At 57.8% G+C, this 20,015-nt stretch carries 10 protein-coding genes; all 10 read left to right on the top strand.

All coding sequences use genetic code 11. From position 1 onward, the window contains the following. The first annotated feature begins 6 nt into the window (after positions 1 to 6). The 10 genes from dhbC (at position 7) to KVT34_RS12080 (ending at position 20,014) form a co-directional block, all read left to right on the top strand. On the top strand, positions 7 to 1,317 hold the full coding sequence (gene dhbC / locus KVT34_RS12125; protein WP_217558884.1) for an isochorismate synthase DhbC: 1,311 nt from the start codon (positions 7 to 9) through the stop codon (positions 1,315 to 1,317). Next, positions 1,314 to 3,026: a (2,3-dihydroxybenzoyl)adenylate synthase gene (locus KVT34_RS12120; protein ID WP_217558883.1), complete on the top strand. Its 1,713-nt coding sequence runs from the start codon at positions 1,314 to 1,316 to the stop codon at positions 3,024 to 3,026. Before dhbC ends, KVT34_RS12120 begins: the two co-directional genes overlap by 4 nt. 71 nt (positions 3,027 to 3,097) lie before the next feature. Then, the gene (locus KVT34_RS12115; RefSeq protein ID WP_217558882.1) at positions 3,098 to 4,150 is read left to right on the top strand and encodes an isochorismatase family protein; all 1,053 of its coding nucleotides are present in this window, start codon (positions 3,098 to 3,100) and stop codon (positions 4,148 to 4,150) included. Continuing rightward, complete coding sequence (locus KVT34_RS12110; protein ID WP_217558881.1) at positions 4,150 to 11,400, top strand: amino acid adenylation domain-containing protein; 7,251 nt, start codon at positions 4,150 to 4,152, stop codon at positions 11,398 to 11,400. The genes KVT34_RS12115 and KVT34_RS12110 overlap by 1 nt, the downstream gene beginning before the upstream one ends. Beyond that, positions 11,393 to 11,590: an MbtH family protein gene (locus KVT34_RS12105; protein ID WP_217558880.1), complete on the top strand. Its 198-nt coding sequence runs from the start codon at positions 11,393 to 11,395 to the stop codon at positions 11,588 to 11,590. Before KVT34_RS12110 ends, KVT34_RS12105 begins: the two co-directional genes overlap by 8 nt. Positions 11,591 to 12,277: 687 nt before the next feature. Further along, positions 12,278 to 13,633: a family 8 glycosyl hydrolase gene (locus KVT34_RS12100; protein ID WP_217558879.1), complete on the top strand. Its 1,356-nt coding sequence runs from the start codon at positions 12,278 to 12,280 to the stop codon at positions 13,631 to 13,633. A 96-nt stretch (positions 13,634 to 13,729) separates the two neighbouring features. Beyond that, positions 13,730 to 17,074, top strand: a complete 3,345-nt coding sequence (locus KVT34_RS12095; protein WP_254634788.1) for an S-layer homology domain-containing protein — start codon at positions 13,730 to 13,732, stop codon at positions 17,072 to 17,074. A gap of 184 nt (positions 17,075 to 17,258) precedes the next feature. Beyond that, positions 17,259 to 17,819 carry a MarR family winged helix-turn-helix transcriptional regulator gene (locus tag KVT34_RS12090; RefSeq protein WP_217558876.1) on the top strand — a complete coding sequence of 187 codons (561 nt, stop codon included), beginning with the start codon at positions 17,259 to 17,261 and terminating at the stop codon, positions 17,817 to 17,819. 70 nt (positions 17,820 to 17,889) lie between these two features. After that, entirely contained in the window at positions 17,890 to 19,083 is a 1,194-nt protein-coding gene (locus tag KVT34_RS12085; protein ID WP_217558875.1) for an MFS transporter, read from the top strand. 223 nt (positions 19,084 to 19,306) lie between these two features. Then, positions 19,307 to 20,014: a response regulator transcription factor gene (locus KVT34_RS12080; RefSeq protein WP_217558874.1), complete on the top strand. Its 708-nt coding sequence runs from the start codon at positions 19,307 to 19,309 to the stop codon at positions 20,012 to 20,014. Position 20,015: the final 1 nt, after the last annotated feature.

Below are 20,015 nucleotides of genomic sequence, written 5' to 3'. Positions count from 1 at the left end.
ATAAACATGATGCTGGGTCAAAAGGAAAAATTGTTATCCCCGGCCGACTTGCTCGATAAATACAGCGAAGGCTCGGCTTTTTATTTCGGCTCGCCCCGCCGGACGCTGCTTGCGGAAGGGGAGCTTGTCCGTCTTTCCGTTGAAGGGAAAGGGGAAGAACTGGAGCGGCTGCCCCGCCGGGTCGCGGACCTGCTGGCGGGTGTCCGCGCGGGGAATGCCGCCGAACCCGTTATCGTCGGTGCGATTCCGTTCACCGTGAACAGCGGAGTCAGACCGGAACTGTTCGTGCCACGGCAAACCGAGTGGGCCGGCCCGTTGGCGGAAGCGGAGGCGGCTCAAGCCGATATTGCGGGCGATACGGCCCGTTCTGTTTTTGACGGGGAAGCGGACGGCGCAACTTTCAAAATCGTATCGTTCCCGACGGAATCCGATTACGAGGCGGCAGTGCGAAAAGGACTGGAGCAGCTTCGGTCCGGCAAACTGCGCAAGGTCGTGCTGTCGCGTTCGCTGCGGCTGGAAAATTGCCCGCCCGTTCAAACGGGACGCCTCCTGCGCCGCCTCGCGGCAAGCAATACGCGCGGCTATACGTTTGCCGTTCCTTTGCGAGCGTCCGGCAGCGGCCACAACGCCGGACAGGGCCAAGGCACGGCACCGGCTTCCGCCGCCCGCACGCTGATCGGCGCCAGTCCGGAGCTGCTTGTCGCGCGCTCGGGCCAGCTGGTCACGGCCAACCCTTTGGCCGGCTCGGCGGCCCGCAGCAGCGATCCCGCCGAGGACAAGCGGCGTGCGGACGCGCTCCTGCTGTCGGCTAAAGACCGCCACGAGCATGCGGTTGTGGTCGAAGCGGTATCCTCCGCGCTCCGCCCTTACTGCCGGAAGCTGGATGTGCCGGCGGAGCCTTCGGTCATCGGGACCAAAACGATGTGGCATCTGTCCACGAAGGTGACCGGAGAGCTGCTGGAACCTGCGGCAAGCTCCCTTGAGCTGGCCGTCGCCATGCACCCGACGCCGGCGGTATGCGGCACCCCGACGGGTCCCGCGAGAACCGCTATCCGCGAGCTCGAATCGTTCGACCGGCGGTATTTTACCGGTATGGTCGGCTGGTGCGATGCGGCCGGTGACGGCGAGTGGGCGGTGACGATCCGCTGCGCGGAGATCGCGGAAGATGCCGTGACTTTATACGCGGGGGCAGGGATTGTCGAAGGTTCGGACCCCGCTGCCGAACTGGCCGAGACCTCCTCGAAGCTCAAAACGCTGCTTCTCGCGATGGGAATGGACCCGGATACGGGAAGCGGCGGAGGAGGGAAGAGCGTATGAGCGAAGATTATCCGTACTGGCCGGACGTGTTCGTCCGCAAATACCGCGAAGCGGGCTGTTGGCGGGGTGAAACGTTCGGCGGGATGCTCCGTGAACGCGCCGCGGCCCACGGCGACCGGATCGCGATTGTAGGCGGTGAAGAGCGTGTCAGCTACGCCGAGCTGGATCTGAAAGCCGACCGGCTGGCCGCCGGATTGAAAGGACTCGGAATCCGGAAAGGCGACCGGGTCGTCGTGCAGCTACCGAACGTGCCGGTTTTCTTTGATGTGATTTTTGCACTGTTCCGGCTTGGCGCTCTTCCCGTCTTTGCGCTGCCGCTCCATCGCCGGAGCGAGATTGTTCATATCGCTTCCTATTCGGAAGCGGAGGCCTATATCACCATCGACAAGTACGCCGGCTTCGACTACCGCACGCTGGCTTCGGAAGTGAAAGCCGAAGTCCCGGGCCTCCGTCACGTACTCGTAGCCGGAAATCCGGGCGATCATCTGAGTTTGGAAGAAACGTATGCACACGAAATTCCGGTTATTCCGGGTAAATTACATCCTTTACAGGTGGATAGATCCCAGGGACAAGCATTCGATGGCCGTGAAGAGCAGCTGGGTACACCGGATGCTGGCCCTGCTCCCGGAGATACCGCTTTTCTCCAATTGTCCGGCGGGAGCACGGGGCTTCCCAAGCTCATTCCGCGTACGCACGACGATTACATATACAGTCTTCGGCGCAGCGCGGAAGTATGCGGGCTGGGCGGCGACAGCGTATATCTGGCCGCTTTGCCGGTCGCGCATAATTTTCCGCTGAGCTCGCCCGGGGCGCTCGGAACCCTGTATGCCGGAGGCACGGTCGTGCTTGCGAAGTCGGGCAGTCCGGACGAGGTGTTTCCGCTGATTAGGAAGGAAAAATGCACCATTGCGGCTGTCGTTCCGCCGCTGGCGCTTGTCTGGCTGGAAGCCGCCAAGACGAGAGGCGAAAACCTTCATCCGCTCCAGGTTCTTCAAGTGGGCGGAGCCAAATTCAGCGAGGAGGCGGCCAAGCGCGTCAAGCCCGAGCTGGGCTGCACGCTCCAGCAGGTTTTCGGCATGGCGGAAGGTCTTGTGAATTACACCCGGCTGGATGATGCGGAAAGCGTCATTACGGGCACACAAGGGCGGCCCATGTCACCGCTGGACGAGGTGCTTATTCTCGATGACGAGGATCGTCCGGCGGCTCCGGGAACGATCGGTCATCTGCTGACCCGGGGACCTTATACCATCCGCGGTTATTACAAAGCCCCCGAACATAATTCGCGCAGCTTTACGCCGGACGGCTTTTACAGGACGGGAGATCTGGCACGTATGACCCCCGAAGGCAATCTTGTGGTGGAAGGCCGAGCCAAGGACCAGATTAACCGGGGGGGCGACAAGGTAGGCACGGAAGAAGTGGAAAACCATCTGCTTGCCCATCCCGCCGTCCGGGACGCCGCCATCGTGGCGATGCCCGACGAATTTCTGGGTGAGCGTTCCTGCGCTTTTATTTTGTTGAGGGATCCTCATACGGGGAGCGACGAACTGCGTTCCTTCCTCCGCCGCCGCGGCCTGGCCGCTTATAAAATCCCGGACCGGTTCGAGTTCATCGACTCGTTTCCCGAGACGGGAGTCGGCAAGGTGAGCAAGAAAGAGCTTCGACAGCGTATTGCGGTTCTGCTGCTGGAAGAAGCCGGAGTCAAAAGCTAGATTCGCACAGCGGGTCATCGGACAAGGATAGCCCAGCTTATTTTATACAGCCTGACAAGGAGAGGATTAAAATGGCAATACCATCCGTACAATCATACCCGATGCCTACGGCGGAGGATTTACCCGCAAACCGGGTTTCCTGGACACCGGACCCGTCCCGGGCGGCGTTCCTTATTCACGACATGCAGCAGTATTTCATGGCTTGCTTCGAACCGGGCCAATCGCCCGCCGCTGAGCTGGCGGAACACATCAGGCTGCTCGCAGATCGCTGCAGAGAACTAGGCGTGCCGGTTATTTATTCGGCCCAGCCCGGTGCCCAGACACCCGAACAGCGCAGGCTACTTCAAGATTTTTGGGGGTCCGGTATCGGTCCCGATCTTCGGGAACAGCAAATCATTGCGGAACTGGAACCCGGAGACAACGATATCCGGCTGACCAAATGGCGCTACAGCGCTTTTCAGAAAACGGATTTGGCCGAGCAGTTGAAAGCGATGGGAAGGGACCAGCTGATTATCGTCGGAATTTATGCCCATATCGGCTGCCTGATGACAGCCTGCGAGGCTTTTATGAGAGATATTGAGGCATTTATGGTCAGTGACGCTCTGGCCGATTTTTCGCGGGAAAAACACGACCTGGCGCTGAAATACGCGGCTGAGCGCTGCGCGGTCACACTGACGACGGGGCAGCTGCTGGCGCATTGGGCAAAAGAGACTTCAGAGGCGGTGAACCTCGGGCAGGCGGAAGCGGGGGCTGTTTCAAACGCGGCCGCCGATATCGCCGAAACCGCTGCGGCTGACGGCCGGGCGGACGGGCCGGAAGCGGCGGGCGCACCCGATCCGTACGCCTTTGCTTTGTCGGCTCTGCGGCAGCAGGTTGCCGGGCTTTTGCGGGAACGGCCGGATGCGATAGGTGACGAGGATAATCTGCCGGAATATTGGGGACTCGACTCCATCCGGATTATGACATTAGCCGAACGCTGGAGAAGCCTGGGGGCGTCCGTTACGTTCGCGGAGCTTGCCGAAGAACCGACGCTGCTTGCCTGGAGCAAACTGCTGGCTTCCAGAACCGTAACCTTCGTCCCGAACGGGGATTATTACGATACGGCCGCAAGGGGGGAGCGCTGATGATAGGGAGCGCCCTCCGGCTGCCGCTTTCCGGCGCTCAGCAAGGAATCTGGTACGCCCATCAAATGGACGGACAGCGTTCCGTTTACAATACGGCGGAATGGCTGGAGATTCACGGAGACATAAACGAGGAACTGCTGGAACAGGCACTGCGGCTGACGGTGCGGGAAGCGGAATGGCTGCACGCCCGTTTCGGCGAGGACGGCGACGGGCCGTGGCAGGAGCTGGGACCCGAAACGGATTGGGTGCTGCTGAAAATAGACGTCAGCCGGATGAAGCATCCTCTTGCCGAAGCGGAAGCGTGGATGCGCCAGGATTTACAGAAGCCCGTGGAACTCGCGGAAGGACCTTTGTTTACCCAGGCGCTGATTCGGCTGGCTTCAGACCGCTGGTGCTGGTATCAGCGCATTCATCATATACTGATCGACGCGTACGGCTATGCGCTGCTTCACCGGAGAGCGTCCCAGATTTATACCGCTCTCGCGGCCAGCGGTCCCGTTCCCCCGCATAATTTCGGCTCTCCCGAGCAAGTTCTCCGTGAGGAGGAAACATACCGGGCATCGGGACAGCACGAGCGGGACCGGGCGTACTGGCTGGACAAGCTCGGTGACGCTCCCGATTCCTCCGTCATGGGCAGAGGCGGAAACAGCCCGGACGGCAGTCCTCTCCGGCAATCGGGACGGCTTGCTGCCGCGGCAAGCCGCGTGCTGATTGAATCCGCCGCCGAGGCCGGATGCAGCTGGGCGGAAGCGGTGCTTGCCGCCTCCGCCGCTTACGTGCACCGGATGACGGGCTCCGCCGATATCCGGCTCGGCCTTCCTTTGATGAACCGGCTGGGCAGCTCGGCCCTGAATGTACCCGGTATGGTCATGAACGTCCTGCCGTTGTGCCTGACCGTAAGGCCCGAAACGAGCTGGGGAGACTTAAGACAGCAAGTTGCGGCGGAACTGCGTAAACTCCGCAGGCATCAGCGCTACCGGCAGCATGATCTTGTAAGGGATCTGGGTTTGCTGGGCGAAAGGCGGAGGCTTTACGGGCCGATGATCAACATTATTCCGTTTGTGGAAACCCCATCTTTCGCCTCCGCCGGAACGGTTCGGCACTCCATTTATGCAGGGCCCGCCGACGATTTGTCTCTACAAATTTATGAAGCCTCCGACGGTGACGGCCTACAGATCGATTTCGATGCGAATCCCGGCATTTACAGCGAGCAGGAACTTTCAGGCCACCGGCGCCGTTTTCTCAGCTTCCTCGAATCGGCCGCCTTCGCTGATCCGGATACACCCGCCGGACTGCTGGACACCCTGCTGCCTTCGGAGAAGGACTTGCTCCTGAACCGTTGGATCGATACCGCTTGCGACGTGCCCGCAGATTCACCCGCGGAGCTGATCCGCCGGCGCGCGGAGCTTTCGCCCCATGCGTCCGCCGTTCTATGCGGCGGCCGGACGCTGACGTACGCGGAGCTGGACCGGCGGGCAGCGATTCTTGGCGCGGAGCTTAGACGACTCGGGATCGGACCGGAGCGGCTCGTCGCGATTGCGCTCCCGCGAAGCGAGGCGGCCGTCGTGTCCATCCTGGCGGTTCTCCGGCTGGGAGCGGCCTATATGCCAGTCGACCCGGACTATCCGGCGGAACGCATCACTTACATGCTCGACGATGCGCAGCCGGCCTGCCTCCTGACGGACACGGAGTCGATGCGTGCGCTGCCGGAAACGGGAAAGATATCCCTGGTGCTGCTCGATCAACTGGACAAGCGCGACCGTGCGGATAGTGCAGCCTCCATAACGGAAACCGGTGACCATGCAGATGCCAATTGTTATCCGGTGCACCCGTCTCCGCTCAATCCCGCTTATGTGATCTATACCTCCGGCTCCACCGGCAGGCCTAAAGGCGTGCCCGTAACCTACGGGGGACTGGCCAATCTGCTCGACGCCATGCAGAGGAAGTTCCAGCTTCAAGAAGGAGACAGCTTCTTATCGGTGACGACCATTGCGTTCGATATTTCCGTGATGGAAATTTTGCTGCCGTTGATCGGAGGCGCTTGCCTCGATATCGCATCCCGGGAGCTGATTCTCGAACCGGGGGCGCTGGCCCGCAGAATAAGGTCTACCGGAGCTTCCATCATGCAGGCGACACCGACTTTGTGGCAGTCGCTCGTATCGGCAAGACCGGGAAGGCTCGACGGCCTGCGTGTCATTGCGGGAGGGGAAGCTTTGCCCCTAAGCCTCCAGCTTGCCCTGCAGGAGCTCGGCTGCGAGGTGCACAACCAATACGGCCCGACGGAAACGGCCATCTATTCTACCGCGGCCGCACTTCCGGGGGGTTCGATGATCAAGCCTCCGATCGGTCCGCCGATCGCCAACACACGGACGTATATACTGGATGCCGGTCTCCAGCCCGTTCCTCCGGGAGCCGAAGGGGAACTGTACATTGCAGGCGCTGGAGTGGCCCGCGGCTATCTGAACAAACCCGTTCAAACGGCGGAGCGTTTCGTAGCCGATCCGTGGGGGGAACCGGGGGCGCGCATGTACCGCACGGGCGATCTGGCCCGCTGGCTTCCGGACGGAAGCATTGATTATCTGGGACGGGCGGATCATCAGGTGAAATTACGCGGCTTCCGGATTGAACTCGGCGAAATCGAATCCCGTATCGCGGGACAGCCCGGCATAGCTCAAGCGGTTGTCGTGGTGCGGGAAGACCGGCCCGGGGAGCGCAGGCTCACCGCGTATGTCGTGCCCGAGGAGCTCCATGAACCCGATCATGCCCAATTGAAAAAACAGCTTCAGCAGGAGCTGCCTGAATATATGGTCCCGCTTGTATGGGTTACCTTGGCGAGCCTTCCGCTGACGCCTAACAAAAAAGTCGACCGCAAGGCGCTGCCCGCTCCGCAAATGTCCGGCTCCGCAAAAGAAGCTTCCGCACGGACGCCTCACGAAGAACTTCTTTGCCAGGTGTTCGCAGAGGTGCTCGGCTTGTCCTCGGTTGGCATCGACGACGACTTTTTCCGTCTGGGCGGACATTCGCTTCTGGCCGGACGAGCGGTTATGCGCATACGCGAAACGACGGGAGTAGATGTGCGATTATCCGGCATATTCGAAGCGCCGACGGTTCGTGAACTTGCACAGCTGCTGGGACGGAAGGGGATAGCTATCCCGCCGGTCGTTCCGGCCGCTCCGGGGGCCATAGTCCCTCTATCGAGGGCGCAGAGACGATTGTGGTTCCTGTACCGCCTGGAGGGAGCAAGTTCCACCTACAACATCCCGCTGGTGTGCACACTCTCCGGGAAGCTTGACCGTCAAGCGCTGAAGCAGGCCCTGCTTGACGTTACCGGACGTCATGAGCCGCTGCGCACTGTATTTCCGGAAACGCCTGACGGCATGCCGCAGATCCGCATATTGGATCGCGAAGCTGCCGCCGATAGGTTTGTGTTTCAGGTGATTCCGGCAGCGGGCTTGGAAGAAGACAACTGGCAGGAAGCGCTCGACCGGGAAGTTCGTCACGGATTCGAGCTGTCTTCCGAGATTCCGCTGAAAGCGGTCCTTTTTGAACGGGAAGAAGGGGAATACGTCCTGCTGCTCGTCGTGCATCATATCGCGGCCGACGGCTGGTCGCTCTCGGTTATCACGTCGGATCTGTCCGCCGCCTATGCGGCCCGGATCGCGGGCCGTGACCCGTCATTCGGCGAGCGCCCGGTCCGGTACGGCGATTTTACGCTGTGGCAGGAAAAGCTGCTGGAAGAAGAAAGCGAGCCGCAAAGTCTGATGGGAAGCCAGCTTGCGTACTGGAAAGAGGCGCTGCGGGGTCTGCCCGAGGAGCTGCCGCTGCCGGCCGACCACCCGCGTCCGGCCGTGTCCGGACAAGCCGGGGGTGTGATTCCGTTCCGGATCAGCGAAGAATTGCATGCGCAGCTGCTCGATCTGGCGGCCGAAGGCAAAGCCAGCTTGTTCATGGTGCTGCATGCGGCGCTCGCCGCGCTGCTGGCCCGGTTGGGCGGAGGGGAGGATATCCCGGTCGGAAGTCCCGCCGCAGGCCGGCCGGACGAAGCGACCGGATCGCTCGTGGGCATGTTCATCAACACGCTCGTGCTCCGGGCGGATCTTTCCGGACAGCCCACGTTCCGCGAACTGCTCGCGCGTGTCCGACAGACGGATCTCAGCGCTTACGAGAATCAGGAGCTGCCGTTCGAGCGGCTGGTCGAGGCGCTGAGCCCGGCACGGTCCCGTTCGCGGCATCCGCTGTTTCAGATTATGCTCGTGCTGCAAAATACACCGGCCACGAGGCTGGATCTGCCGGGAATCGCCTCGAAGCTGGAGCTGCGGGGGACAGGGTCATCCAAGTTCGATCTTACCTTCGAACTCACAGAGCGCCGGCGCCCGGACGGAGAACCGTGCGGCATAGAAGGTTTGCTCGAATACAGCGCGGATTTGTACCTGCCGCACACGGCTGAAGCATTTACCAGGCGGTTCCTGAAGCTGCTGGAACAAGCCGCGGCGCAGCCCGATCAGCCGGTCGGCCGCATAAGCGTGCTGCTGGAGGAAGAGCGGCTTGCGCTCACGGCCAAGCCGGAACCGAAGGCTGCCAAGCAAACGATCGCAGGAGGCAAACTGTCCGCCTCCGGACGCACCCTTACGGAGCTGTTCGAAGGTCAGGCCGCACTCCGGCCGGATGCTCCCGCTGTCGTGTACGGCACGCAGACGCTGAGCTATCGGCAGCTCAACGAACGGGCCAATCGGATTGCCCGCCTCCTGATGGAGAAGGGAGCCGGACCCGAGCAGTTCGTAGCTCTGGCTCTGCCGAGATCGGCGGATCTACCCGCCGCCGTACTGGGCGTCCTGAAAACGGGAGCGGCGTATTTGCCTCTCGATCCCGATTATCCGGCCGACAGGTTGACCTACATGCTGGAAGATGCGGGACCTTCGATTCTTGTTACTTCGGCGGACGCCGCTGCAAGTATACCGGAAAGAAGCGGCCTGAAAGTCGTGGTACTGGGCGATTTTACCTGCGAGGAGCGCCTGCGGAAGCTGCCGGATTCCGTTCCCGAACCGGATCTGCGCGCAGGCAGACATCACGCCCTCCATCCCGCGTATCTCATCTACACATCGGGTTCGACGGGCCGCCCCAAAGGGGTCGTTATTCCTCACGAAAATGTAATCCGGTTGATGGAATCGACAGAGGAATGGTTCGGCTTCGATGAGACAGACACCTGGACACTGTTCCACTCGTACGCTTTCGACTTCTCGGTATGGGAGCTGTGGGGCGCCCTGTTGTACGGAGGAAAGCTCGTTGTCGTGCCGTTCTCCGTAAGCCGTTCTCCGTCCGAATTCCTGGGTCTGCTGGAAGAGCAGCGCGTTACGGTGCTCAATCAGACGCCTTCGGCTTTCTATCAGTTGATTCAGGCGGACCGGGAGAAGTCCGGGCAAGCTTCCGATCTTTCGCTCAAACATGTCATATTCGGAGGAGAAGCGCTTGATCCCGGAAAACTGGAGGAGTGGTACAGCCGCCATCCGGACAACTTCCCCAGACTCGTTAATATGTACGGCATTACGGAAACGACGGTACATGTAAGCTACTATCCGTTAGACCGCCGTGGCGCGGCGGCAGGGTCCGGCAGCGTGATCGGCGTCCCGATTCCGGATCTGGACGTATACGTGCTTGACGATAACCTGGAGCCTGTGCCGTTCGGCGTCGGCGGGGAAATGTACGTGTCCGGAGCGGGACTCGCAAGAGGCTACTGGCGCAGGCCGGAGCTGTCCGCCCAGCGCTTTGTGGCCGATCCGTTCGGTACTCCGGGAAGCCGGATGTACCGGACGGGGGATCTTGCCAAGAGATTCGCCGACGGCTCTCTGGAGTACTTAGGACGGGCCGACCAGCAGGTGAAGCTGCGCGGCTTCCGGATCGAGCCGGGTGAAATCGAAGCCGTGCTGGAGAAGCACCCGGCGGTTGCGCAGGCGGCCGTCGTCCTGCGGGAGGATCAGCCGGGCGACAAAAGGCTGGCGGCGTATATCGTTCCCGCTCAGTCCGGCGAAGTACCGGACGCGGGCATGATCCGCCTGCACGCCTCCGCGGCGCTGCCGGATCATATGGTCCCCTCCGGCATCGTCGTACTGGATAGTCTGCCGCTGACCGTTAACGGCAAACTCGATCGCAAAGCGCTGCCGGCTCCCGTCTACGCTTCCGCAAACGGAAGCCGAAGTCCCCGGACTCCGCAGGAGGAAGTGCTGTGCGGACTGTTCGCGGAAACGCTCGGCCTGGAGGATGTCGGCATCGACGACGGATTTTTTGAACTGGGCGGGCATTCGATGCTGGCCGTCCGTCTCATGAGCCGGATACGAGAGGTATGGGGCAAAGATCCCGGTATCGGCCTTCTGTTCGAAACGCCGACGGTGGCCGGACTGGCCGCGAGGCTCGAAGAGGATACGGGTGACGGTGCGCTGGAGATGCTGCTGCCGCTGCGCTCCAACGGTTCCGGCGCTCCGCTGTTCTGCGTGCATCCCGCCGGAGGACTCAGCTGGTGCTACGCCGGCTTGATGAAACATCTGAACCCCGACGTTCCGATCTACGGGCTTCAGGCGCGGGGGATAGCGGGTCCCGACCGGCTCCCGCAGACGCTGGGCGAGATGACGGAGGATTATATCCGCTGCATCCGCACCGTCCAGCCGGGGGGGCCGTACCGCCTGCTCGGATGGTCGCTGGGAGGCAACGTGGCGCATGCCATGGCCGTCCAGCTTCAGAAGGAGGGCCAGGCGGTCGAGTTTCTGGCCATGCTGGACGCCTATCCGAGCCACTACCTGCCGCTGCGGGGAGAGCCGGACGAGGAAGAGGCGCTGACCGCTCTGCTTGCTCTCGGCGGATACGACCCCGACAGTATCGGAGACGAGCCGCTGACGATGGAAACCGCGATCGAGATTCTGCGCGGAGACAATAGCGCGCTAGCTTCGCTAAGCGTCGAGACGATCCGCCAGTTGCGTGTCACCTACGAGAACTCGGTCAAGATTTTGGCGGCCTACGTGCCGGAGAAATACGAGGGCGATCTGATGTTTTTCCATTCGACGATCATTCCGGACTGGTTCGATCCTATCGATCCCGACATGTGGATTCCTTATGTGGGTGGAACAATCGAGCGGAATGATATCGCATGCCGGCATAAGGATTTGTGCCAGCCGGGACCGCTGTCGATCATCGGCCGCATACTGGCCGGAAAGCTGTCGTCCGCGAAAGCGAAAGAGGAGGAGGGGAGTTTCAATGGCTAATCCGTTTGACGATCAGAGCGGTACCTTCCGGGTTCTGGTCAACGGCGAAGGGCAGTACTCGCTTTGGCCCGCTTTCGTCCGGACGCCGGACGGCTGGACGGCCGTTCTGGAGGAAGGCACGCACCAGGAATGCCTGGATTATATCGAGAGCAATTGGACCGATATGAGACCGGCCAGTCTGCGGGAGTAGAGACAGAGAGTCCGGGAGGGGGATCTTTCCAACCTTACGGTAATCCTCTTGGCTTCCTTTTCAAAATAAAGCAGGAAAATAAAAATCGCAGGACGGTTCCGGGTACTGTTGCCCGGACACCGTCTTTTTTTATTCTCCGTGTCAGCGTCCGGACGCGGCAGTACAGCCTGGGCCGGCTCATCTATAATGCTTCTTCGAAGAACTGCGTTCTGTTCCTTTTACGCAGAAATAGGCTTTTTTTAAGCAAGGGGGCCGACGGGAAAATAAATTCTTAATACGGAACGCTCTCCATCCGGGTGCGTTTGTTCCGCATCCGATCCTTATCTCTTTCCGGTACAATTGCCGGGGAGATTCAGACGCATATACGTCGGCAAGGGTGATTCGGAGCCTCTTCATAAAACCTTTAAAATCCGGCGGTACGCTTGCCGTTGACATTAAAAATTAAAGCGCTTATTGTTCTAGTTGGATTGGGGCGGTTTATTGTCGTTCTAATTCGCAGCGAATCTTTATTCCGGTTAATCACAAGGATATCATTCGGATTTCCTTCATAGATTAAAGTTATAGCGCTTTAATTTATTCGGGGCGATACGGGTGAAATGCGTAAGGGAGGTGGCCGGAAGCGGGATAAGATAGGCTGGCAGCGATGTTTACCGAATAACGAACGCAATTTTGAGAGGAGAAGGGTCTATGAAGAAAAGATTGCTGGAATTAAGCACTTGCGCTTGTCTGTTAGGCACTTTGATAGTAGGACCGGTGACGGCTTCCGCTCAGGAAAACGTACCGGCTTCATCCATCCAGACCGAACCCGTTTATGAGGGGAGTTCCAACGTTTCGATTGCCGCAACCGCGTTGAAGCCGTTTCCTCAGCACGTTTCCTACACCTCCGGCACGATTAAGCCCAACCATTTTACACAGGATCAGATGGACCAGCAGGTAAAGAAAAAATATGACGAATGGAAATCCAGATACCTCATCAAGCATCCGAAAATTTCGAACCAGTATTATGTTTTTTATAACCGGGAAAATATCGTGGACGATCCGAAAAATGTGGTGTCCTGCTCGGAAGGCCACGGCTACGGGATGCTCATTAACGCATATATGGCGGGGCACGAGGCCAGTGCGCAAACTTATTTCGACGGCCTGTACCGGTTTTATAAAGCTCATCCGAGTTCGGCCGATCCCGCTTTGATGGCTTGGCAGCAGGCCAAAGACTCATCGGGCAACATTGTGGACAGCTCGGGTTCCTACTCTGCGACGGACGGGGATCTGGACATCGCTTATTCGCTGCTTCTCGCCGATAAACAGTGGGGCAGTTCGGGGGAGGTCAACTACAAGAGTGAAGCCGTCAAGATGATCAATGCGATCCTGAAGCGCGACGTGCACGCCAAACAATTTCATCTGAAGCTGGGCGACTGGGCCTCCGACAGCGATTCGAAGTACGGACCGGGCGCGCGTCCGTCGGATTTTATGCTCCATCAACTCAAAGCGTTCAAGGACGCGACCGGCAATGCTAATTGGGACAAAGTAAGTGATACGACCTACAAGATCATCAACTCCGTATATAAAAAGCACTCGCCGAAAACAGGGCTGCTTCCGGATTTCGTCGTCCGCAAATCGGACGGAACATACGCACCGGCTCCGGATAAATACCTGGAAGAGCCGACGGATGACGAATACAGCTGGAACTCCAGTCGTACACCATGGAGAATAGCCACGGATTATCTCATCAGCGGCGATACCCGCGCTTTGGAGCAGCTCCGCCAGATGAACGGCTGGATTCAGTCCGCAACGGGCGGCAAACCCGCCAAAATCGGTTCGGGCTATGATCTGAAGGGCAATGTGAAAAAATCCGATCACGCGATCGCGTTTACGGCACCGTTTGCGGTAAGCGCGATGATAGACTCGTCCAATCAGCAGTGGCTGAACAAACTGTGGAGCGACATCGTCGATTCGCCAACCTCGGACAGCTATTATTTCGATAACAGCATCCGGCTTCTGAGTATGATAGTCGTTTCCGGCAACTGGTGGACACCCGGCCAATAACAAGCAACGAGCGAAAAGCGCCTGCTTTATGCAGGCCCTTTTCTTCTAGACAATAGAGAGGGATGTGGGAGCGGAATGTGTGGAAATGCCATGCGATTGAGCAAGAAGTTTTATCACGTTTTAACGGTACTGACGGTGTTTGCCGTCCTGTTTTCAAGTACGGCGGGCAGCCTGTTTGCCGCTGCTGCGCCGCAGCAGGCGGTAGCGCCTGCCGAACCAATTGCGGAGCAGCGGGGATCGGGGGATGTGCAGCCCGACCAGGGAGTTTTCACCGCTACATACGGAGTAGACCGTCCGTCCCTGGGTCAATGGAATTTCCGGAACGCCGGTGCGGGCGACAACGGAATTTATCGTTCGACGGGCGGAGTGTACGGCACCGCATCCACATTCCGCAACTCCGGAGGCGTATTTGAGTACGTGGAAGACGACACGTTGAGCTATCAGGGCTGGGATGAAGGGAACGGGGTCAAGTACTGGCTGGCTGCCGTCCCGACCAAAGGATTCCGCAGCATCACCCTGTCGTCCCAGCAAAACTCTTCCGGATCGGGACCGCGGAATTTTAAAGTCGAGATCAGCCAAGACAAGCGGACATGGACCACCGTGGCCGATCTTGTGATGGCCAAATCGTCGTACAACTGCAGCGGAGATTCCTGCAAATTGAACGATTTGCCGCTTCCTTCCGAAGCGGATAACCGGCCTATGCTGTATATCCGCTGGATCGTCAGCTCCGACGAAAAAACGTCCGGCGGGCCGGGCATCGGCGGATCGGGTTCGAGCCGGATCCGCGCCGTTGAAGTGAAAGGAGAGCGCATCAGCGGCTCGGATATTTCGGAGCCCACGGTGGCAGTAGCGGAATTTCCGGGAGACAAGTCGGAAGAAATTGCGGCAGACCGGGAAGTGTCCGTGAAATTCAATAAAAAAATCGCTCTGGAAAACGGAAAGCAGGCAATCGTAGCGGACGAGAACGGAAACATGTCCGAAACCTCTCTCCAAGTATCCGGCGATACACTGGTTATCAAGCATACCCCTTTTGCGTATGAAAAGACTTACACGGTCTTGCTTCCGAAAGAGCTTGTAAAAGGAGCCGAGGACGGGCATCCGCTTGCCGAGGATATCACCTGGAGCTTCAAGACCCGAACCTCGCCCAAAACGCCGAAGCTGCTGAACATGACGTTTAACGGGGACCCGAAAACATCGATGGGCTTTGCCTGGTATACACCCCAAGACATTTCGGGAACCGTGGTTCAGGTCATCGAAGCTTCCGAAATGAAAGGCGGCGTGTTCCCGGAAGCAAAAGCTTCCTCATACTCCGGCAGCACGGAAGTCATAGAAACTTATTTCGTCAAAAGCGACCGGGATACCGGCAATAAGACGAAATTCGCCAGCCATAAAGTAACGGCCGACAAGCTTATGCCCGGCACGGCATACAAGTACCGGGCGGGCAACGGCGACCCGGACGGCTGGGGACCGGTCGGATCGTTTACGACGGACGAAGCCGCCGACGAAGATTTCCGCTTTATTGTGGGATCGGATTCTCAAGGGTCCAGCAAGTCTTCCTTCGAATTATGGCAGGATACGTTCCGTAAAGCGGTGGACAAAGCCGGCCAGCCGAAGTTTTTTATGGTTACGGGGGACCTGGTGGACAACGGGGATTTGGAGCAGCAGTGGCAGTGGCTGCTGGATACGGCCAAGAATGAGCTGGCTCACACGCCTTACGTACCGATCCTAGGCGGGCATGAGGTTCACGACTACGAGGGTGACGAGAATACCGAAAACAACAACTTTTATTATCATTTTAATCTGCCCAAGCAGATCGTCCCGGGTACCCATGAAGGCTCGGTCTATTCGTTCGAATACGGTGACGCCCTGTTTATCCAGTTCAACACCCAGTTCGAAGGGGGACTGGATTCCAACGGACAGGTGGAGTGGGTGGACCCGGAATTCACCGCCCAATTGGAGTGGATGAAGAACATTGTAGCCCGGACCGACAAGAAGTGGAAATTCGTTTCGTTACACAAAGGGCCCTATTCGGCCGGTGACAATGCCGGGGAATGGGAAGGCGAACGGATCGCCTTCTACAAGAAACACTTAATTCCGGCATTGGATCAAATGGGCATTGATGTCGTATTCGAAGCCCACGATCACATGTATATGAGATCTTATCAGATGCTGAACGATGTTCCTATAAAAGACATCAAGGACGATGGAGCAGGCAATGCCCTCAATCCACCGGGAACGGTTTATCTGATGACGAATACGGTGGGAAGCAAATTTTACGAGAAATACAAGGGATACGACGATTATTTCGCCAAGATCAACGAGCAGCCTTTCAAAAAGATGTTCACCGATGTTTCGGTGTCCAAAGACGTGATGAAATTCACGTCGTACACGGCAGCCAAGGGGGAAGACGTCAAGCCGTATGACGAGTACGGCATTAAACGGACCGACGAGAAACCGGCGAAGGTCGAAAATGCCGCCGTACAAAACGGAAGCGGCGGGGCGGTTCTGTCATGGAACGCTCCGAAGAACTCCAAAGAGCCGGTGAAAGGATACCGGATTTACGAGAAGGACGATAAAATCCGTCCCTTCTGGAGCGAATATGTGCCGGCCGATGCCAATTCCGGCACCTACAAGCTAGAGCTGGGCAAGCTTGATCCGCAGCAAAGCTACACCTTTGTCATTAAAGCTGCCGGAGTACGTACTAATTCCGATGCGGTGCAGATCGACATCCGGAAAGATAATGGATCGTCCGGCGGCGGCTCTTCCGGAGGAGACGGCGGCTCATCCCTGCCGCCGGTGACTACGGTTCCGCCTGTCACGGGCACCAAGCCGCCTGTGAATCCGGACGGCAAGCCAAAGCCGGAACCGGAGCCGAAGCCTGAACCTGCGAGAAAGACGTTCGCGGACGTGGACAGCCGCTATGCATGGGCCAAAGACGCGATAGAACTTCTCGCCGGCAAAGGCGTCATACAAGGCGTCACCGGCGACACGTTCGAACCGGCACGTCCGGTTACGAGAGGCGAATTCGTGACGCTGCTCGTGCGGGCGCTCGGTTTGAAGGCCGACACGGCGAGCCGCTTCGGGGATGTAAAACCCGACGCCTATTATTACGATGCGGTCGGAACTGCGAAAGCGCTCGGCATCACGGAAGGCACCGGTCCGGATACGTTCGATCCCAGCGCGCTCCTCACGAGACAAGACATGATGGCACTTATCGTCCGTGCGCTTAACGCGGCCGGTTACGGCATTCAGCCAGGCAGTGCCCAGGATCTGGCTAGTTTCGAGGATGCCTCCGAACTTGCTCCTTACGCGGTGGAGAGCGCAGGCGCCCTCGTTCGGGAAAAACTCGTCGAAGGCAGCGGAACGGGCATTATGCCTTACGGCTTGACAACCAGAGCGGAAGCGGCCGTGATCCTCTACCGGGTTACGAGCTTAAAATAAAAAGTCTGGCCATCTGTCCGTCTGGAGCGGACAGGTGGTTTTTTTATCCTCACGTTCACGCTTGCAAAAACGGAAACGATACGTTATAGTGATTTTGATTAGATTATCTAACTAACAGGAACGATGAAAACTGCACCTGGAATGATCGAACAACGATAAGGCGGATAACGAAGAAGGGAGGTATATGAACGTGAACAGAAAACCCGCCAAGGAGTATACGACCGAACAGCAGCTGCCGAAACTGGGAACGAAGCCTTACCGGAATCTGCTGGAACGCACCGCGAATTCCGATACGGACCCCGATTCCGCTCTTACAGGTCTCCTCATGCTTTGGCTAGGGGACAGTGTTCTCGATGTGATGGATATTCATTTATCCGATTACGACATTACGGAGAGCAAGATGGATATTCTGCTGCTGATCTCCCTTCATCAAGATAAAGAGCTCGTTACCCCTTCTTCCATTGCGGACCGGCTCGGAATACGCCGCTCCTCGGTGACGTCCTTATTGAACTGGCTCGACAAGAGAGATTTGATCATCCGCGAGCCGTACAGCAAAGACGGGCGAATGACACATATCCGGCTTAGTCCCGAAGGAAGCGGGTTGGTTAAGCGGGTGCTGCCCGTATTCTGGTCCACCTGCGCGTCCCTCGTCGATGAATTGGATAAAGAGGAACGGGAGCTGTTTAATAAGATGCTCGTTAAGCTTAACAGAGGCATAGAAAAACGGCTCGGAACCGGCAGATAATTTTTTTAGTCATGTAGTTAGATAATCTAATTATATAACCGTATTATATTCATTCAACTTGAGGTGAAGTATGAATAATCAAGCTCCACTTACGAATGCTTCTGTCGTGCGCAGAAACTATTCCCTTATGACCGTGATTTTGTGCTGGTCCGGCCTGGCGGTCATGTCCAGTCTGTATGTGACGATTCCCCTGATTTCGGTTTTTGCCCGGCTTTATGACATAACGCCGACGGAGGCGGCCGCTGCGGGAAGCACGTTTTCGATCGGCTTTGCCCTAGGCTGCCTCATTTATGGCGCTCTGTCCGATAAATACGGACGAAAGAAGGTTATTTTCACCGGACTTCTCGTTTTGACGCTTATTTCGTTCCTTTTGGCCTTGGTCCATTCGTTTGCTTGGATTGTGATTCTCAGGGGGCTCCAAGGAGCGGCGGCAGCCACTTTTTCTCCGGTAGCGCTTGCGTATGCCGTGGAAATGTATCCGGCGGAAAAACGCGTAACGACGATCGGCTTTATCAGCACGGGCTTTTTGACGGCCGGAATCGTGGGACAGGTGGTCAGCAGTCTTATCATCGAACAATACGGGTGGAACGCGGTATTTTATGTGCTTGCCGGCGTTTACGCACTGACTGCGGTTCTGGTTTACGTTTTTCTTCCAAAAGGAGGCATTCAACAGGCCCACGCGAGTATTTGGGAGCCGGTCCGGCAGGTCGGGCAAGTTTTTGTCCGCAAGCAGCTCGTGCTCAGTTATGTGGTCGCTTTCGTTCTGCTCATGTCCTTTGTCAGTATGTATACGGTACTGGGCAGCTACTTAAGCGGCGCTCCCTTCGGTCTGGATAAACAGGGTATTTTGGTTGTGCGGTCCATCGGAATCGCGGCCATGCTTTTGTCGCCGTTTGCCGGACGTGTCTCGAAACGCCTCGGAATACGCGTGACGCTGCGCGGGTCGCTGGTCCTGGCGGGAGCCGGCTTGGCCTCGATGGGGCTGATCGCGAGCTTGCCGCTTCTCGTCGCCGTAAGCCTCGTTTTCGTGGCGGGCATCGCGCTGGCGGTTCCTTCACTCGTTTCTCTCGTCGGCCAGTTAGGCGGTAAACAGCGCGGAATAGCGGTGTCCGTCTATACGTTCGTTTTGTTTGCGGGAACGAGCTTTGGTCCGGTATTGTCGCTTTCTTTTATGAAAAGCTTCAGCTACCCCGTTACGTTCCTTCTGCTCGCTTCGATTTTGTGCATCGGTTTGGCGGCAGCCTGTCTGATTGATCGGGAATAGCCTTTGGAAGTTAAAAAATCGCGCTAAGGGAACGCACCGGCTTGTGACGGAAGGGGTTAAACAACTGCCTTCCGCAAATACGAGTAAACTAAAATGGAGCCATCTGTCTGCAGGGAAGCGGACGGACGGCTTTTTTGTATTGCCGATGCAAATAAATGTAAATAAGCTTCTGGTAACGGCGGCACCGGTTGTGCTACGATTTCATCTAGAACGGAGTGAAGGTATGGAGAAAACCAGAGAGAAGACCAGACTGTTAATCATCGAAGATGAAGAAGCTATTGCGGATTTGCTTGCCTATGGGCTGAACAGGGAAGGGTTTGAGGCTTTTACCGCTCATTCGGCGGCGGAAGGCTTGCTTAAGATCGGCCGGGTGCGGCCTGATCTGCTTCTGCTCGACTGGATGCTGCCGGATTTGAGCGGGCTCGAAGTATGCAGACAGGTTACGGCCACCTATAAAATCCCGATCATTATGATTACGGCCAAATCGGATATTACCGACAAGATTCAAGGGCTTGAATACGGGGCGGACGATTACATTACGAAACCGTTCGATTTGCGCGAGGTGGCCGTCCGCATCCGGACAGTGCTGAGGAGAGTCAGCCAAGCGAACGTACTGCCGGAAGCACCGGCGGCTGCCGTGATCCGGTTCAGGGACGTCGAAATCGTCGAGCAGGAAAGAACGGTCAGAATCGGCGGCGAGGATGTCGATCTGACCCCGAAAGAATTCGATCTTCTTCTCACGCTGTGCAAGTACAGGGGCAAAATTTTTACCCGGACGGAACTGCTCGATTTCGTATGGGGCTACGATTATACGGGAGATACGAGAACGGTGGACATCCATATTCAGCGGCTGCGCAAAAAACTGGGAGCGGGCGATCTGATCGTGACGGTATTCGGGGTGGGATACAAATTTGAAAAACAGGTGGATTAGC

Source organism: Paenibacillus sp. GbtcB18 (genome assembly GCF_019091125.1).
GTDB lineage: Bacteria > Bacillota > Bacilli > Paenibacillales > NBRC-103111 > Paenibacillus_F > Paenibacillus_F chitinolyticus.
This window is presented reverse-complemented; position numbering and strand designations above follow the sequence as displayed.

What these genes read in the sequence shown, in the direction of transcription:
- dhbC (WP_217558884.1), top strand. Translation starts at nt 7, where the DNA reads ATGATGCTGGGTCAAAAGGAAAAATTGTTATCCCCGGCCGACTTGCTC.
- KVT34_RS12120 (WP_217558883.1), top strand. Translation starts at nt 1,314, where the DNA reads ATGAGCGAAGATTATCCGTACTGGCCGGACGTGTTCGTCCGCAAATAC.
- KVT34_RS12115 (WP_217558882.1), top strand. Translation starts at nt 3,098, where the DNA reads ATGGCAATACCATCCGTACAATCATACCCGATGCCTACGGCGGAGGAT.
- KVT34_RS12110 (WP_217558881.1), top strand. Translation starts at nt 4,150, where the DNA reads ATGATAGGGAGCGCCCTCCGGCTGCCGCTTTCCGGCGCTCAGCAAGGA.
- KVT34_RS12105 (WP_217558880.1), top strand. Translation starts at nt 11,393, where the DNA reads ATGGCTAATCCGTTTGACGATCAGAGCGGTACCTTCCGGGTTCTGGTC.
- KVT34_RS12100 (WP_217558879.1), top strand. Translation starts at nt 12,278, where the DNA reads ATGAAGAAAAGATTGCTGGAATTAAGCACTTGCGCTTGTCTGTTAGGC.
- KVT34_RS12090 (WP_217558876.1), top strand. Translation starts at nt 17,259, where the DNA reads ATGAACGTGAACAGAAAACCCGCCAAGGAGTATACGACCGAACAGCAG.
- KVT34_RS12085 (WP_217558875.1), top strand. Translation starts at nt 17,890, where the DNA reads ATGAATAATCAAGCTCCACTTACGAATGCTTCTGTCGTGCGCAGAAAC.
- KVT34_RS12080 (WP_217558874.1), top strand. Translation starts at nt 19,307, where the DNA reads ATGGAGAAAACCAGAGAGAAGACCAGACTGTTAATCATCGAAGATGAA.